The 15024-nt window shown below is 32.3% G+C and carries 18 protein-coding genes and 1 tRNA gene; 6 read left to right on the plus strand and 13 right to left on the minus strand.

Features of this window, described 5'->3' with window-relative positions; genetic code table 11:
- Positions 1–157 precede the first annotated feature (157 nt).
- The 4 genes from ACVC43_RS05220 to ACVC43_RS05235 all read right to left on the minus strand — a co-directional run bounded on the left by ACVC43_RS05220 (position 158) and on the right by ACVC43_RS05235 (position 2814).
- A complete protein-coding gene (locus tag ACVC43_RS05220; protein WP_452223518.1) occupies positions 158–586 on the minus strand; it encodes a hypothetical protein in 429 nt (142 codons plus the stop codon).
- A gap of 51 nt (positions 587–637) precedes the next feature.
- Entirely contained in the window at positions 638–1360 is a 723-nt protein-coding gene (locus ACVC43_RS05225; protein ID WP_452223519.1) for a hypothetical protein, read from the minus strand.
- 7 nt (positions 1361–1367) lie between these two features.
- The gene (locus tag ACVC43_RS05230) at positions 1368–2687 is read right to left on the minus strand and encodes a tyrosine-type recombinase/integrase (protein ID WP_452223520.1); all 1320 of its coding nucleotides are present in this window, start codon (positions 2685–2687) and stop codon (positions 1368–1370) included.
- A gap of 53 nt (positions 2688–2740) precedes the next feature.
- Positions 2741–2814 (minus strand) — tRNA-Met (locus tag ACVC43_RS05235).
- Between the two features lie 136 nt (positions 2815–2950).
- Here ACVC43_RS05235 and ACVC43_RS05240 point away from each other — a divergent pair.
- Complete coding sequence (locus ACVC43_RS05240) at positions 2951–3337, plus strand: START-like domain-containing protein (RefSeq protein WP_452223521.1); 387 nt, start codon at positions 2951–2953, stop codon at positions 3335–3337.
- A gap of 54 nt (positions 3338–3391) precedes the next feature.
- Entirely contained in the window at positions 3392–4234 is an 843-nt protein-coding gene (locus tag ACVC43_RS05245; protein WP_452223522.1) for an aminotransferase class IV, read from the plus strand.
- Here the strand turns inward: ACVC43_RS05245 and ACVC43_RS05250 are convergent.
- From ACVC43_RS05250 to ACVC43_RS05270, 5 genes are all read right to left on the minus strand, one after another.
- Positions 4231–4791: a YqgE/AlgH family protein gene (locus ACVC43_RS05250; protein WP_452223523.1), complete on the minus strand. Its 561-nt coding sequence runs from the start codon at positions 4789–4791 to the stop codon at positions 4231–4233. The two genes, ACVC43_RS05245 and ACVC43_RS05250, sit on opposite strands and share 4 nt — an antisense overlap.
- A 121-nt stretch (positions 4792–4912) precedes the next feature.
- Positions 4913–5185, minus strand: coding sequence for an HU family DNA-binding protein (locus tag ACVC43_RS05255; RefSeq protein ID WP_299890817.1), 273 nt, complete (start codon positions 5183–5185; stop codon positions 4913–4915).
- Between the two features lie 193 nt (positions 5186–5378).
- Entirely contained in the window at positions 5379–6335 is a 957-nt protein-coding gene (fmt, locus tag ACVC43_RS05260) for a methionyl-tRNA formyltransferase (RefSeq protein WP_452223524.1), read from the minus strand.
- Positions 6335–8236, minus strand: a complete 1902-nt coding sequence (locus ACVC43_RS05265) for a RecQ family ATP-dependent DNA helicase (RefSeq protein WP_452223525.1) — start codon at positions 8234–8236, stop codon at positions 6335–6337. Before ACVC43_RS05265 ends, fmt begins: the two co-directional genes overlap by 1 nt.
- An 8-nt stretch (positions 8237–8244) precedes the next feature.
- Complete coding sequence (locus ACVC43_RS05270) at positions 8245–8787, minus strand: AAA family ATPase (RefSeq protein ID WP_452223526.1); 543 nt, start codon at positions 8785–8787, stop codon at positions 8245–8247.
- A 91-nt stretch (positions 8788–8878) separates the two neighbouring features.
- Here ACVC43_RS05270 and ACVC43_RS05275 point away from each other — a divergent pair, with 91 nt between their 5' ends.
- From ACVC43_RS05275 to ACVC43_RS05290, 4 genes are all read left to right on the plus strand, one after another.
- On the plus strand, positions 8879–9172 hold the full coding sequence (locus ACVC43_RS05275; protein WP_452223527.1) for a DUF493 family protein: 294 nt from the start codon (positions 8879–8881) through the stop codon (positions 9170–9172).
- An 86-nt stretch (positions 9173–9258) separates the two neighbouring features.
- Positions 9259–9912, plus strand: coding sequence for a DUF4290 domain-containing protein (locus tag ACVC43_RS05280; RefSeq protein WP_452223528.1), 654 nt, complete (start codon positions 9259–9261; stop codon positions 9910–9912).
- A 6-nt stretch (positions 9913–9918) separates the two neighbouring features.
- Positions 9919–11235 (plus strand): UDP-N-acetylglucosamine 1-carboxyvinyltransferase, encoded by a 1317-nt coding sequence (gene murA, locus ACVC43_RS05285; RefSeq protein ID WP_452223529.1) that lies wholly within the window; start codon positions 9919–9921, stop codon positions 11233–11235.
- A gap of 17 nt (positions 11236–11252) precedes the next feature.
- Positions 11253–11822, plus strand: a complete 570-nt coding sequence (locus tag ACVC43_RS05290; protein ID WP_452223530.1) for a hypothetical protein — start codon at positions 11253–11255, stop codon at positions 11820–11822.
- A gap of 10 nt (positions 11823–11832) precedes the next feature.
- Here ACVC43_RS05290 and corA read toward each other — a convergent pair whose 3' ends face one another.
- The 4 genes from corA to ACVC43_RS05310 are packed head-to-tail and all read right to left on the minus strand — an operon-like array spanning position 11833 to position 15004.
- The gene (gene corA / locus ACVC43_RS05295; protein WP_452223531.1) at positions 11833–12912 is read right to left on the minus strand and encodes a magnesium/cobalt transporter CorA; all 1080 of its coding nucleotides are present in this window, start codon (positions 12910–12912) and stop codon (positions 11833–11835) included.
- A 9-nt stretch (positions 12913–12921) separates the two neighbouring features.
- Positions 12922–13452 carry a mechanosensitive ion channel domain-containing protein gene (locus ACVC43_RS05300; protein ID WP_452223532.1) on the minus strand — a complete coding sequence of 177 codons (531 nt, stop codon included), beginning with the start codon at positions 13450–13452 and terminating at the stop codon, positions 12922–12924.
- A 32-nt stretch (positions 13453–13484) separates the two neighbouring features.
- The gene (locus ACVC43_RS05305; protein ID WP_452223533.1) at positions 13485–14078 is read right to left on the minus strand and encodes a Maf family nucleotide pyrophosphatase; all 594 of its coding nucleotides are present in this window, start codon (positions 14076–14078) and stop codon (positions 13485–13487) included.
- A 2-nt stretch (positions 14079–14080) separates the two neighbouring features.
- The gene (locus ACVC43_RS05310) at positions 14081–15004 is read right to left on the minus strand and encodes a geranylgeranylglycerol-phosphate geranylgeranyltransferase (protein ID WP_452223534.1); all 924 of its coding nucleotides are present in this window, start codon (positions 15002–15004) and stop codon (positions 14081–14083) included.
- Between the last annotated feature and the right edge of the window lie 20 nt (positions 15005–15024).

Genomic DNA, 15024 nt, shown 5'->3' on the forward strand with positions numbered 1-15024 from the left:
GGCTATTTTTAAAGGCGTTGTCGTTTATAAATGTATTGCAAGATGGCTTTTGGTCTGAAGAGCATGGAGACTCTCTATATCTTGGAGAGGAAAGTTGTTATAGGGTTGGTGCTAAAAAAGATGTAATAAATTAAAGAAACTTTATTTAAATTTTGCCCTACAAATAAATCACACTCTCAGTGCTCACGTCATAATACGGTAATCTACCAAATTGATCAAAAGGCATATTTTTAATAGGCAAATACCTTTTGCTTAAATGTGATTTTAAATCAGCAATATCACCTTTAGTGGCAGGTTTGTTTTTGTCTGCAGTAAAAACATTTTTTATTCCTTCTGCAAGTAAACTTCCAGCAGCTGCATTGCCAACACCAGAAGCACTCATAGCTTCGACTTTAGTTTTAGTTGGTGTAGTATCTAATGATAATGATAGAGGAGGTGCAATTATTTTTTGAGTAGGCGAATTTATTTCGTTTGTTTTTCTTGCATGATGAGCCTTTGATCTACAAGTACCACTACAATATTTTTGTACACGTCTTCGTGTTGGTTTGAATTCAGAAAAACAATATTTACAGGTGTAAAATTCCATTAATCATTAATTTAGCGTTAAACAAACGTTTGTTTAACGCTAAATTAATGATTATATGTCAATATTGAAAACTGTTCTTAATATAAATTTTTCTGATTCTTCCTCAGTTACTAATACTTTCTTTATAGGTTTTATTTTAGTTTGTTTAACCTCTTTCTGCTTTTCATCAATTAGATTAGTGAAAATTTCTTTTGTTTTTTCTGGCAGTATTTCCTTGTTTAAACTAGTATTAGTTAAGTCTTTAAAATTAACTTTAATAAGCTTTAATAGATCGAGTTTATCTTTTGGTATATATGTTTTATTAGGATAAAAGTTTCTAATAAAATCTTCTAAATGTTGTTTGTAATATTTTTGCTGTGTTTTAAACAAGCCTTTAAACTTAAAATCTGCATTGTCAAGTTTTTCTATATTTAAACTAAACCAGTTTGTTATGTAAAACAAGAATTCTACTTGCTCAAAATATTTATCTACAATAAAGGAGAACTGAAAATCTTGTAATGCGTCCTTCTTTTCTAATAAGAGAAAAATTATTTCGGTTAGCTCTTCAGGTTTTCTTATACACCTGCTTAAATCTTCTATAGAATCGAAAATAAATGCACCATTATTTAATTCGATAATTAATACATTATCAAATAACATACTTAAATTCTCTTCTATCTCTATAGTCTTTAGTGTGTTTTTATCTAAAATTGCTTTTGGAATAAAAAACACCAAATCGTTTTTAAGTTTTGTAGTTAACTTATTATAGAAAGTATTTAAATCTTTATTATTCATTCTTATTTTATAGCATTTCAGAATAATCAGCCGGTAATTCTGCATCTATATCTCGCAAATATTTTTCTAATGCTGTCATCGTTGCATGTCCAGTAATTAGCATTAACTTACTTTTAGCTTCATAAGGAGAAGAGTCTTTAACCATTGCTCTATATAATTTGGTAATAAAAGTATGCCTAAAACTATATAAGCCATAATTCACACCTAAATCAAACTTCTCTTTTACAACCTTTTTAAAACGTTTGGAGTAAAAATCGCGTTTGTTGTTAATTTTTGTATCCCAAGTGCCTCCAATTCCATCGTTGGTAAATAAAAAGTCTTCGGGATTAAATTGTGTTAAATCGGGAAGCTCTTTCCAGAGTATTTCTGGAATAATTTTAGTTTTTAAAGGACTGTTTTTTGCTTTAAACTGAACAGTTCTTGTATTAATATTTATGTCTTTTATTTGTAATCTACAAACTTCTATAGGACGTAGAAAATTATAAGAAATAAACTTAATAAACAATAACAGTACTTTATCATGTTTTTCTAGATACTCAAAAATGACTTGTTGCTGCTCATCTGTATAGGTTTTATTTCTGTTTGGTGTAGACTTTAGAACGTTAATTTTTTTTACAAAATTCGACTCAATAATTTCATTATCTTCTAAAACTTGAAAAATAGCGCCTAATTCGGTTCGATAATTGTTTCTTGTTCTTGCGGTTGTTCTTTCTAAGGTTTCATTTAAAAAGGTTAACATTAACTTTTTTGATAATTTATCTATAGTTTTTAATTCTGGGTAATTTTTAGTCAACCATCTTAAAAAATAATCATCTCTATTTTCATAACTCCTCATTGTGGTTACACCAACAAGCTTTTTTTTATAGTTTAAAGCAAAATCAAAAGCTTCTTTAACTAGCATTTTTGGTTCTTCAACTATTTTTTCTTCAACTACTTTAAGAATAGGTGTTTCAGGTTTAGGTTCTTCCTTAATAATTTCTGGAATAGTTGGTGGTTTTTTTAAATTTTCAAACGCTTCAATATTATTCTCAAAAGGAGAAAAACCTTGATTTAATAGTTTAATAATTGTTTTACGGTATTGTGTTAATACTTGTAAACGATCTTCTTTGGTTTTATATGCATTTGCATCACCATAAATTGGTGTCATTCTCTTTAGTTTTCCAGTTTCTGGATTTCTAAATGAAAAATACACATACCAACGCTTGGTTAAATCTCCTTTAGCGTTATAGATTTTTGGAGTAGAAAAATTCTTTTTAATTTTCAAATCGTATGCGTTTTCGTATTCACAATCGTATGCAAATGTTACAATTTGTTTAAAGTTAAGCATAAAAAAAACGGTTTAGAAAGGCTAAACCGTTTATTTGCAATGATTTTTTGTTGTAGCGAGAACGAGAATTGAACTCGTGACCTCCGGGTTATGAATCCGACGCTCTAACCGACTGAGCTACCTCGCCATAATTTTGAGTGTGCAAATATAAAAACAAATTGATTGTTAGCAAACATAAAAGGAATTAAAATATTTATTTAAATTGTTTCAAAACTTATTAATTAATGTATATATTGGAGACATAATATTTTTAGATAATTAACATGGACGAAAAAATTAAATACGAGATGGAATTTCCTATTCATGCCTCTCCTTCGCTACTATATCAATACATATCTACGCCCTCAGGATTGTCTGAGTGGTATGCAGATAATGTTAATTCACGTGGTGAACTTTTTAAGTTTATTTGGGATGGTGCAGAAGAGCAGGCTAAACTCTTAACCAAAAAAAGTGGTGAACGTATTAAATTTAGATGGTTGGAAGACGAAGACGAATCTTATTATTTCGAAATTAGAATTCAAGTCGATGAAATCACTAAAGATGTTTCTATAATGATTACAGATTTTGCAGAAGAAGATGAAATAGAGGAGGGTAAAATGTTGTGGGAGAACCAAATTTCAGATTTAAAACAAGTTTTAGGCTCGGCTTAAGAGATTATATATTTAAAACTTATATTTGCGCTGAAGAAATTCAGCGTTTTTTTTATGATAAATGTTAACGGAAATTTTAGCGAAGACCATACAATTTTAACACCAGAAAACCGTGGTTATAGCTATGGTGATGCGTTATTTGAAACTATAAAAGTATCCTTTGGAAAAGTATTATTTCTTGAAGATCATTATTTTAGGTTAATGGCATCTATGCGCATAATGCGTATGGAAATACCTATGACTTTTACTATGGAGTTTATAGAGGAAGAAATTTTAAAAACGGTTGATAAAAACAGTTTACTAAAAGCTTCGGCGCGAGTAAAAATTCAAGTACATAGAAATAGTGGTGGCTATTATTTGCCAACCAATAAAGCAGTGAGTTTTATAATTTCAGCACAAGCATTAGATAACGATTTCTATTTGCTAAACGACGATACATACGAAGTAGATTTATTTAAAGATTTTTACATCGCTCCAGGATTGTTGTCGACATTAAAGACAAATAATAAAGCAATAAATGTAGTTGGAAGTATATTTGCTAAAGAGAATGATTTAGACAATTGTTTATTACTAAATACCAATAAAAATGTAGTAGAAGCTTTAAATGGTAATTTATTTTTGGTAAGAGGTAATACCATAAAAACACCACCTATTGCAGATGGCTGTTTAAAAGGCATAATGCGCTCGCAAATTATTAAGGTCTTAGAGTTGCTTCCAGAGTTTACCTTAGAAGAAGCTTCAATATCACCTTTCGAACTTCAAAAAGCCGACGAACTCTTTATTACCAATGTAATACAAGGTATTCAGCCAATTACAAAATATAGAAAAAAAGAATTTAAAAAAGAAGTGAGTACAATGTTACTGCAAAAAGTTAACGTAAAAGTGAGGTTAGGTTAGTTATAACTTGGATTTTCTGGAGCATTAGACCAAATACTGTAATCGCCACCAAATTCAACCATTTTTTCTTTCCAGAAAAATTCGTAATCCTTTTCAATGATTCCTTTTTCGTAAATATTATTGGTTACTACCCAAGCATTAGACTTTAATTCGCCTTCGAGTTGATCGATTTCCCAGCCAGAATAGCCTAAAAAGAATTTAATGTCTTTTTCATTAATTTTACCTTCTGCAATTAATTTTGAAACCTCACTAAAATCGCCTCCCCAAAAAATACCCAACGAAATTTCAATGCTGTTAGGTATTAAATCCGGAACTTTATGAATAAAATATAAGTTGTCTTGTTCTACGGGACCACCATTATATACTTTAAACGGTATCTCTATTTCGGGAATTAAATCGCTAATTGTAAAATCTAACGGCTTATTTAAGATAAAGCCTATAGAGCCCTCATCAGAATGGTCTGTTAATAAAACAATAGAGCGGTTAAATGATAAGTCGCCAATAATTGATGGTTCTGCGACTAACAAATCTCCTTTTTTTGGCTTGGTTAAAATCATATTAAAAGGAATTTATTAAATAAATGTAAACTTTTTTTTTAAAAAAACCAATAGTTTAAGGGTTATAAACAAAAAAGCCTTCTTTAAAGAAGGCTTTTTAAACATTTATAATGAAGTAAACTTAGTTTACTGCACTTGCTAAATCAGATCCAGCTTTAAACTTAACAACGTTTTTAGCTTTGATTTTGATTGTTTTTCCTGTTTGAGGGTTTCTTCCGTCTCTTGCAGCTCTTTTAGAAACTGACCAAGATCCAAATCCTACTAATGAAACTCTGTCACCTTTTTGTAAAGCGCCTTCAATTTCAATTAACGCACATTCTAAAGCTTTCTTAGAAGCTGCTTTAGTAATTCCTGCGTGTTCTGCCATAGCATCGATTAAATCTGTTTTGTTCATAATTTTAATTTTAATTATTAATAAATAGTTGGTAAACAATATTTTTGTTAAATCCTCTACAAATTTATACGGATTATGCTACTGTGCAAGTAATAGCAAGGGAAAAACCCTATTTTGTTGATAACTTTGGGCTTTTGTTAATAAAGGCACCGGAATTTATGATGTTTTTAACTTTATCAGTAACCATAAGGCTTTAGAGCATTTTGGCATCTTCATTAAAAGTGTAGCCATTTAAAAGTGATTTTACATCCATTGTACGCTTTCCAGGAAGTTTAATATCCTGTATATTTATAAAGCCTTCTTTTACAGCCACTTTAACTTCTTTTTTAGTAGAAATTATACGTCCTGTCTCATAGCTATGCGCTTCTACTTCCTTTTTTGCAGTATAAATTTTAATATCTAAAACGTCATCACCATTTTGTAGTATGCACCACGCAGCAGGATAAGGGCTCAAGCCACGTATCTGGTTATGGATATTATCTATACTTGCTGTCCAGTTTATTTTACAATTGTCTTTATTTAATTTGTACGCTGTTTTGGACATGGCGTCTTCGGGTTGTGGTGTTGTTTCAACGGTTCCGTTTTCAATACGTTTTACCGTTTGTAAAACAAGGAGGCTCCCTAAATGCATGAGTTTATCGTGTAGTTTACCAGCGTTTTCATTGGGCTCAATGTTAATTTCCTTTTGTAAAATCATTTCACCAGTGTCTATTTTTTCATCTATAAAAAATGTAGAAACACCTGTTTTTGTTTCACCATTAATAATCGCCCAATTAATAGGTGCTGCTCCTCTATAATTTGGTAATAACGACGCGTGCAGATTAAAGGTGCCATATTCTGGCATTTGCCACACCTTTTTTGGTAACATTCTAAAAGCGACAACTATTTGTAAATTTGCGTTTAAGGTTTTAAGTGTTTCAATAAAATCTTCACTTTTTAAATTTGTTGGTTGCAATATGTTAAGTCCTTTGGTTTCCGCAAACTCTTTAACCGCACTTTTGTTGAGTTTTCTACCTCTACCAGCAGGTTTGTCTGGCGCAGTAATAACACCTACTATATTGTATTGGTTTTCTAACAGTGTCTTTAAAATAGTCACAGCAAATTCTGGTGTGCCCATAAATACAATTCTTAAATCTCTCTTTTTACTCATTATGTGTGTGCTAATTTGTAAGTGTTTGTTTTGGTAATACTAATAATTTGATATTCTAACAACTCTCTTAAAGTGTTATTTATTTTTTCTTCGGAAAAGCTAAGATGTTCAAATAAGGCTCTCGACGAAAGTTCTCCATTTTCTAATGCTTGAATAATTTCTTTCTTAATATCTGCAGAGGCACTTTTGCTTGCAGGTTTTCTTGTTATACAAACCGAACAAATACCACAATCTGTAAGTTTGGTTTCTCCAAAATAGGAGAGTAGCTGTATGCTTTTGCAAAGTTCATTATTATTAGAATATTCTAATACAGATAGTACTTGCTTCTCCTTTAATGCATTTTGTTGTTTTATTACTTTAGCGATGCTATTAATTGTACTATCGTCCTCACGCGGTACTAAATAGGTTATTTGCGCATCGGTTTTCGAGTATTTAAGTGTAATTACCTTGGCTTTCTCAAGACTTTGCAAGGCCTCGATTACTTTATCTTCTTTAGTAGCTGCTTTTTCTGCAATTAGAGTGGTGTTAATTTTTGTCTCCTGTTCGAAAGCACCACCATAAGTTCTTAAAATTGATTTTACTATAATACCGATGTTAGCATGGGTTTCGAGATAATTAAACAAAACGTTATTGCTAACTATAAACTGAATTTTAGTACGATTATTAAATTGTTTAGACAACGTTATTATACTTGTTCTATCTAACAGAAGTAAGGCATTATAGGCTAAAAGCGTGTTGAAACCATAGGTTATGCAGAATTTATTAAAGCTAAAATCGAAGGTGTTGTCTTGCCCTTCTCCGTAAGGTACTTGAAAGTAACTGCTTAGTTTCCTATACACTTTTTTAATAAAGGCTACATCTGGTAATACGTTTAAAAATTGATTTTTAACCAAAAGGTCATCACTCTTGTTTTTTAATATTACAGCAAAGGCTTTGTTACCATCACGACCTGCGCGTCCGGCTTCCTGAAAATAGCTTTCCAGACTTTCTGGTAAATTTAAGTGCACTACTGTTTTTACATCTGGTTTATCAATACCCATTCCAAATGCATTGGTAGCAACCATTACCTGCTTAGTATTATTCATCCATAATTCTAAAGCTTTGTCTTTTTCTGTATTTGTTAACCCGCCATGATAGTAAGTAGCTGTAAATCCGTTTTTTTCAATAAAATTACTAACATCTTGTGTCGCCTTTCTGTTACGAACGTAAACAATAGAGGACGCTTTATTTTTGCTTAAAATGGCTTTAAGTCTAAAGAATTTGTCTTCTTCAGTAAACGTCATATACGCAAGATTGGGTCTTAAAAAAGATTGTTTAAAAACCTTTGGGCTAATAAAATCTAATTCTTTAATAATGTCCTCCACAACCTCAGGAGTTGCACTTGCCGTTAAAGCAATAACATTTACAGTGGGTTGCAGTTCTCTAAGTTTTGCAATGTTTTTATAACTGGGTCTAAAATCGTTTCCCCATTGGCTAATGCAGTGTGCTTCGTCCACAGCAATCAAATTCACATTCATTTGCCTAATGCGCTCTTGTACAATATCCTGCTGTAAACGTTCTGGAGATAAATAGAGAAATTTATAATTACCGTAGATGCAATTGTCAAGGCGTTTATCTAACTCATCGTAAGAGATTCCGCTGGTGAGAGCCATTGCTTTTATCCCCTTATTTTGAAGTGCCTGTACTTGGTCTTTCATTAAGGCAACCAAAGGCGAAATTACAACACATATACCATCTTTTACTAAAGCAGGTATTTGGAAACATACCGATTTTCCGCCACCAGTTGGCAACAGGGCAAAGGTATCTTCACCTTCTAAAACCGAATTTATAATAGCTTCCTGAAGCGGTCTGAATGAGGTGAATTTCCAATAACGTTCTAATATGTTTATAGGATGACTCAATAAAATAATTATAGCGCTTTTACATCGTTTATAATATGGTCTGCGCGACCTTCGATGGTGCCAAAAGGCACATCGCGTAAATTGTAACCGTATTTGCTGTAAGTTTCAATTAATTTGTCATGGATTTCTAAAGCCTGATCAAAACTCTCATAACGCTCATTATCATTAGTAAAAATATCTTGCCATGGTGCTAAAATAAAAATGCGATCGTACTTGTGTTCTATGCAGGCTTTATTAAAAAAATCGGGATAAACATCGCCTTTAAAATCCATATAGGCAGGAATATCTGGAATGCCACGATCTAAAAAAACAAATTCGTTATTGCTCTCTAAAGCCTCATTATACTGCTTAATTCTACCTTTTAAAAGGAGTTCGCTAAACTGAATTGGATTAGTAAGAAAGAGTTGCTCGATGCCATTTTCTCGCGCTTTTAGTATTATTTCTCTCGAAACTTCTTCAGAACAAGTAAACCCTCTTTTAATTAATTCGTTGATTATTGATGTTTTTCCGCTTCCAGGACCTCCTGTTATGACAATTCTTTTTGTGTTCAACTATGGTATGATTTTAGATGTAAAATTCGGAATAAAAAAGGTATAAAAAAAATGCAGGGATAACTTATCTTTGCTAACTATTATAAGATTTATGAGTAAACAAGAAAATCAAGAAGAATTTTATGCAAAGCTAAAAGAGCAATTGCAGGATACCGCACTTTGGCCATCAGAATATTTGTACAAATTTATTGTAAAATCTGACCAAAAAAAGATAGAAGAGATTGAAGAGGTTTTTAATCATCTTGGTGCAGTCATTAACACTAAAGAATCAAGCAACGGTAAATACACCAGCGTTTCTGTAAACGTTAGGATGAAAAACCCAGACGCCGTTATTGCAAAATACCTTGAAGTGGGTAAAAAGGTGGATGGCGTAATTTCTCTGTAATTTTTACGTTATACTCTAAACATTTTTGTATTTTGCGAAAGCATTAGAAACTTCAATGCAATACATTAATTCTACACATTTTTATTTTGATAGACGATATAGAATACAACACAGAACGTGAACATTTAATTATTCCAGAGTATGGAAGACACGTTCAAAAAATGGTAAACTTTGCCAAATCCAGAGAAACCAAAGAAGAACGAAATAAAGTAGCGCGAGCAATTATTTCGGTGATGGGAAATTTACAGCCTCATTTACGGGATGTTCCAGATTTTCAGCACAAACTCTGGGATCAGCTATTCATCATGTCTAAGTTTGAGTTAGATGTCGATTCACCTTACGAAAAGCCATCTAAAGAGGTTTTAGAGGAACGTCCGGAAGTTTTAAAATACCCGCAAAATTTTCCTAAATATCGTTTTTACGGAAACAATATAAAAACCATGATCGATGTTGCCATTTCATGGGAAGAAGGTGATTTAAAAGAAGCATTGGTTTACACCATTGCAAACCACATGAAGAAGTGTTTTTTAAATTGGAATAAAGATACGGTTGAAGATGAGGTGATTTACAACCATTTATTCGAGTTGTCTAATGGAGAAATTAACCTTAAGGGCTCTGAAGAAGATTTAACAGATTCTACAAGTTTATTAAAAACAACAGCTAAAAAGAAGTACTCAAATTCTTCTAATAAAAAAGGATCAAAGAAAAACAACTCAAATCGCGGAAAAAAACGATATTAATTTAACATGGGTACATTTATAATTGAAGGAGGTCACCAATTAAAGGGAGACATTCAACCTCAAGGCGCTAAAAACGAAGCATTACAGATATTATGTGCAGTATTATTAACTCCAGAAGTAGTAACCATTAATAATATCCCAGATATTATTGATATTAATAAACTTATTGCACTCCTTAAAAATTTAGGAGTTAAAGTTGAAAAACTTGGAACAGGTGCTTATAAATTTCAGGCAGACGAAATAGACTTGGATTATATGCAAACTGCCGACTTTAAAAAAGAAGGTAGTGGCTTGCGAGGTTCCATTATGATGGTTGGTCCATTATTAGCACGTTTTGGAAAAGGTTACATACCAAAGCCTGGAGGCGATAAAATTGGCCGTCGTCGTTTAGATACGCACTTTGAAGGCTTTATAAACCTTGGAGCAAAATTTAGATACAACAGAGAAGACTATTTCTATGGTGTTGAAGCCGATAAATTAGTTGGAACAGATATGCTTTTAGACGAAGCGTCTGTAACAGGAACGGCAAATATAGTCATGGCAGCCGTATTAGCCGAAGGCACAACAACCATTTACAACGCAGCCTGCGAACCGTACTTACAGCAATTATGTAAAATGCTTAACAGAATGGGAGCAAAAATCTCTGGCGTTGGCTCAAATTTATTAACTATTGAAGGTGTCGATACCTTAGGTGGTACAGACCACACCATGCTTCCAGATATGATAGAAATTGGGAGTTGGATAGGTTTAGCAGCAATGACTAAAAGTGAGCTAACCATTAAAAATGTAAGCTGGAATGATTTAGGACAAATACCAAATGTGTTTGCTAAATTAGGTATAACATTAGAGAAAAAAGGTGACGATATTTACATTCCTGCTCATAAAGACGGTTACGAAATACAAAACTACATCGATGGTTCGATATTGACCATTGCCGATGCACCTTGGCCAGGTTTTACACCAGATTTATTGAGTATTGTTTTAGTTGTTGCAACACAGGCCAAAGGCGAAGTGTTAGTACACCAGAAAATGTTTGAAAGCCGCTTATTCTTTACAGATAAGTTAATAGATATGGGCGCAAAAATTATACTTTGCGATCCACATAGAGCAACAGTTATAGGTCACAACTTTAAATCGCAATTAAAAGCAACAACAATGGTGTCTCCAGATATTAGAGCCGGAATTTCATTGTTAATTGCAGCATTATCTGCAAAAGGAACCTCTACTATTCATAACATCGAGCAGATTGATCGTGGTTACCAACATATTGTAGAACGTTTACAGAGGATTGGTGCTAAGATTACGCGGGTTGAGGGGAATTAATATGCTCTTTTTTTTTAATGAATGAAATAGAGACTTTTTTTGATTCTCAAAAATCTGAACAAGATGTAAAGTTCAATAAGATTAGCAAAAAATGGTTTAATGGGCATGCATATCTTCCGTTAGAGCTTTTTATTGTAAACTATACTTTTGAAAAATCAAGTATTAAAATTCAATATGAGTATAGACAATCTGAATTCACTAAACCAAATGCAGTTGATGTTGGTGGAGCCTATGGTGATAGACACAATTGCATTATAAAATGTAAATTACATTCAAAAGATGAAAAGTTAAAATTTAGAATAATTGAAAGAAATCTTTTTTCTAAAATTTTTAAGAAACATCCAATTCATTTTTTTAGCGTAAACTGTTCTAACAAAAAGATGAAGTCTTTTTTAAAAAAGAATAAATATCTCAACGAAATTTATAAAGTAGTTGAAAATAGTCCTGAATTTTCTCCATCTATTTCAGGTAATCAAACAGATTCTAACTTCGAAATAATTATTATTTACAGTACGCAACAAAAGAACGTTTCCATTCTTTATTTAATGGAAGATTTTTATAAAAGTGTGGTTTCATTTTTAAAATAGCCTATAAAAATCACAACCACTTCTTACGCTTAAAATAATACAGCATTCCTAAGAAAATAATAATCATTACAACCCAAAGAATATAGTAACTGTATTTATAATGCAGTTCTGGAATGTTATCAAAATTCATCCCGTAAATACCAGCAATAAAGGTAAGTGGTATAAAAATGGTAGCGATAATGGTTAGTACTTTCATCACTTCGTTCATACGATTACTAATGGTCGTCATGTACATATCCATTAATCCCCAAATCATTTCACGGTAAATATCTATAGTATCAGATACTTGGATAATATGGTCGTAAACATCACCAAAATAATGTAAGGTTTTTGGGTCTATAAGTTTACTGTCGCTTTTATCAATGCGGCTTATAATTTCACGAAGTGGAAAAATAGCACGACGCACTTTTAGTACTTCGCGTTTAAGGCTTTGTATTTCGGTGCTAATTTCATCTTTTGTTAATCCTTCGAATAAACTATCCTCAAGATCTTCAATTTTATTACCCATGATTTCAATAATAGCATAGTAATGGTCTACTACCGAATCTATTAAAGCATACAACAAATAATCTGAACCTAAACCACGAATACGGCCCTTACTTTGACGAAGACGTTCGCGAAGAGCATCGAACACATCGCCTTCTGCTTCCTGTAATGAGAGTACATAATTTTCGCCTAATATAAAACTAACTTGTTCTGAAATGATATGTTCTTCGTTATCATAGTACATCATCTTAAGTACAATAAACATATACTCTTCGTACTCGTCAATTTTTGGTCGTTGTCCTGTGTTTACAATATCTTCTAAAACAAGCGGATGTAAATCGTAATGCGTTCCTAATTTTTCAATTTCTGTGGTGTTACTCAACCCGTTTAAGTTTATCCACGTGATGGTATTGGTTGTTTTAAACTGAAAAGCCTCTTCAACGTTTGTTAATTCTTTTTCTATTATAGTGTCTGCGTTATAATCGAATGTTTCAATAAATAACTGCGAAGTTTCCTTTTTTCCCGTATACACAAGGGCACCAGGAACTTGGCCTACTTGTTTTTTGTAATGTTGAGTCCGTTTTTTAGGTTTACGTCTTGCCATTTTTATGTTTTAATGAAAATCGCCAAAATCCTCAATAGCGTCTTTCTCGACTAAAGTTACAGCTTTTTGTAAAATTAGATTATTGGGATAGGTTACTAAATCGCCATTCTCTACACGTAAATGTAGTTGAAACGCACGTATATCTTCAATTACAGCTTCTATAGGATAATCTTTATCGTGGATTTTTATTTTATCTCCTACTTTATAAGGGAAAGAAAAGAACATGATTATGCCAGAAGTAACGTTGCTTAAAATAGACCAAATAGCGAATAAGCCAATTCCTATTACAGCAAATACCGAAGAAAACACTACAGATATTTCATTTAGTTCTGCGCCAAATATATAAGCTAAAAAGAATAAGAAAATAATGAGAAGGGTAACTGTATAATATCTTGAAATAAGCTTTATTCTTGCGTCGTTTACGCCACTTTTCTGACCAATTTTTCTAATGGTCATTTTTCCAATAATTCTTATAATAATAAAAACAGCCAATACAATGGCTGTATTTATAAGTGGTGTTTGGTAGGTTTCAAAAAGCATATTAATAATATAATTTGTGTAAAGGTATTGTATTAATGTTCATCTGCAATAGTATTTAAAGTCTCGTAAAGTAAATGTGTTGGCAAGCCCATGACATTGAAGTAAGAACCTTCTATACCAATAACACCTATTTGCCCAATCCACTCCTGTATGCCATACGCACCGGCTTTATCTAATGGTGCATATGCTTTTATGTAATACCAGAGCTCTTGGTCTGTAAAAGCTTTAAAAGTTACTTTAGTAACAGCATTAACTGTTTTTTGAAACACTTTGGTGCGGACACAAATAGAAGTAATTACTTCGTGCGTATCGTTACTTAGTGATTGCAACATGGCAAATGCTTCGTCGTTGTTTCTTGGTTTGCCTAATGCTTTACCCTTATACCAAACAATGGTATCGCTGGTTACTAAAATCTCATTATCTTTTAGCTCTTCGACAAATGGTAGCGATTTTAACTGTGCCAAATAATCGCTAATTTCAAAATGTATAAGTTTATTAGGGTAATCTTCTTTAATATCTTTTAATCTAATTTCGAAGTCTAAACCTAAATTTACAAAAAACTGCTGACGTCTTGGAGAGCCAGACGCCAAGATAATATGCCAATTTTTAAGTTTTTCGCTTAACATATTTAAAATATAATTCTGTAAAGTAGCATCGCTAACATACCTGTTATCATGACTATTTTAAGCATAAAGCTAATGTGCTTAAAGTGTATAGTTTTTTCAGCAGAAAACATTTTTATAGCAATGTATATTAGAGGACCAATAATCGCGAATAGGAAATATACAATTGCAGCGGTGTGCCTGTATAAAAAGGTGGTAACGTAATATACTATAATAGCTATGGTTATTATGGTTAAGACCATAGTAATTTTAGAGGTTCGGGTTTTTCCAAATAGAATAGGTAGTGTTTGCATGCCCACTTTATGGTCGCCATCTACATCTTCGGTATCCTTTACTATCTCACGAATAAAATTAATTAGAAAGGCAAAGATTCCAAAATCGGTTAAAACCTCTAACATAGTAGATTGTATGCTTTCATTTTGAACGGTCATTGCAGGAATAAGCTCAAAAACACCAACAATTAAAAGACTAAACACAACCAATATAGAAACCACAATGTTTCCGGCTACGGCAATTTGTTTTAAATAGGAAGCATAGACATAAAGTAGTGCCGCAATGATAACAAAAATGGCAAAAAATGGTGGACGTCCCACAGCATGAGACAGGTAAAACCCAATACAAACACCAATAAATGTAAATGCAATATAAAGTTTGTTTGCAGTACTTTCTGTAATGCTTTTACCTACAACCACTTTATTGGGCTTGTTAACGGCATCTGTTTCCATATCGTAGATATCGTTAATAATGTAACCACCAGCTGCAATACACAGGGTGGTTAAAACTAGCAATAGAAAATGAAAACCATCCAAGGTTGTTGCAATTGCTGTTCCATCTGCGAAAGTGACATTAAAAAGTGCATATTTAATTAAAACTTGCACAACGGCAATCATTATTAAATTTTTCCAGCGGATGAGGTTTAGTATATTCAAAGTATGTTGTTTTTAATTTA

The organism is Lacinutrix chionoecetis (assembly GCF_053604665.1).

Bases quoted from the DNA above. Each gene is read 5' to 3' on its own strand.
- ACVC43_RS05220 (WP_452223518.1), bottom strand. From the start codon at position 586: ATGGAATTTTACACCTGTAAATATTGTTTTTCTGAATTCAAACCAACA.
- ACVC43_RS05225 (WP_452223519.1), bottom strand. From the start codon at position 1,360: ATGAATAATAAAGATTTAAATACTTTCTATAATAAGTTAACTACAAAA.
- ACVC43_RS05230 (WP_452223520.1), bottom strand. From the start codon at position 2,687: ATGCTTAACTTTAAACAAATTGTAACATTTGCATACGATTGTGAATAC.
- ACVC43_RS05240 (WP_452223521.1), top strand. From the start codon at position 2,951: ATGGACGAAAAAATTAAATACGAGATGGAATTTCCTATTCATGCCTCT.
- ACVC43_RS05245 (WP_452223522.1), top strand. From the start codon at position 3,392: ATGATAAATGTTAACGGAAATTTTAGCGAAGACCATACAATTTTAACA.
- ACVC43_RS05250 (WP_452223523.1), bottom strand. From the start codon at position 4,791: ATGATTTTAACCAAGCCAAAAAAAGGAGATTTGTTAGTCGCAGAACCA.
- ACVC43_RS05255 (WP_299890817.1), bottom strand. From the start codon at position 5,185: ATGAACAAAACAGATTTAATCGATGCTATGGCAGAACACGCAGGAATT.
- fmt (WP_452223524.1), bottom strand. From the start codon at position 6,335: ATGAGTAAAAAGAGAGATTTAAGAATTGTATTTATGGGCACACCAGAA.
- ACVC43_RS05275 (WP_452223527.1), top strand. From the start codon at position 8,879: ATGAGTAAACAAGAAAATCAAGAAGAATTTTATGCAAAGCTAAAAGAG.
- murA (WP_452223529.1), top strand. From the start codon at position 9,919: ATGGGTACATTTATAATTGAAGGAGGTCACCAATTAAAGGGAGACATT.
- ACVC43_RS05290 (WP_452223530.1), top strand. From the start codon at position 11,253: ATGAATGAAATAGAGACTTTTTTTGATTCTCAAAAATCTGAACAAGAT.
- corA (WP_452223531.1), bottom strand. From the start codon at position 12,912: ATGGCAAGACGTAAACCTAAAAAACGGACTCAACATTACAAAAAACAA.
- ACVC43_RS05300 (WP_452223532.1), bottom strand. From the start codon at position 13,452: ATGCTTTTTGAAACCTACCAAACACCACTTATAAATACAGCCATTGTA.
- ACVC43_RS05305 (WP_452223533.1), bottom strand. From the start codon at position 14,078: ATGTTAAGCGAAAAACTTAAAAATTGGCATATTATCTTGGCGTCTGGC.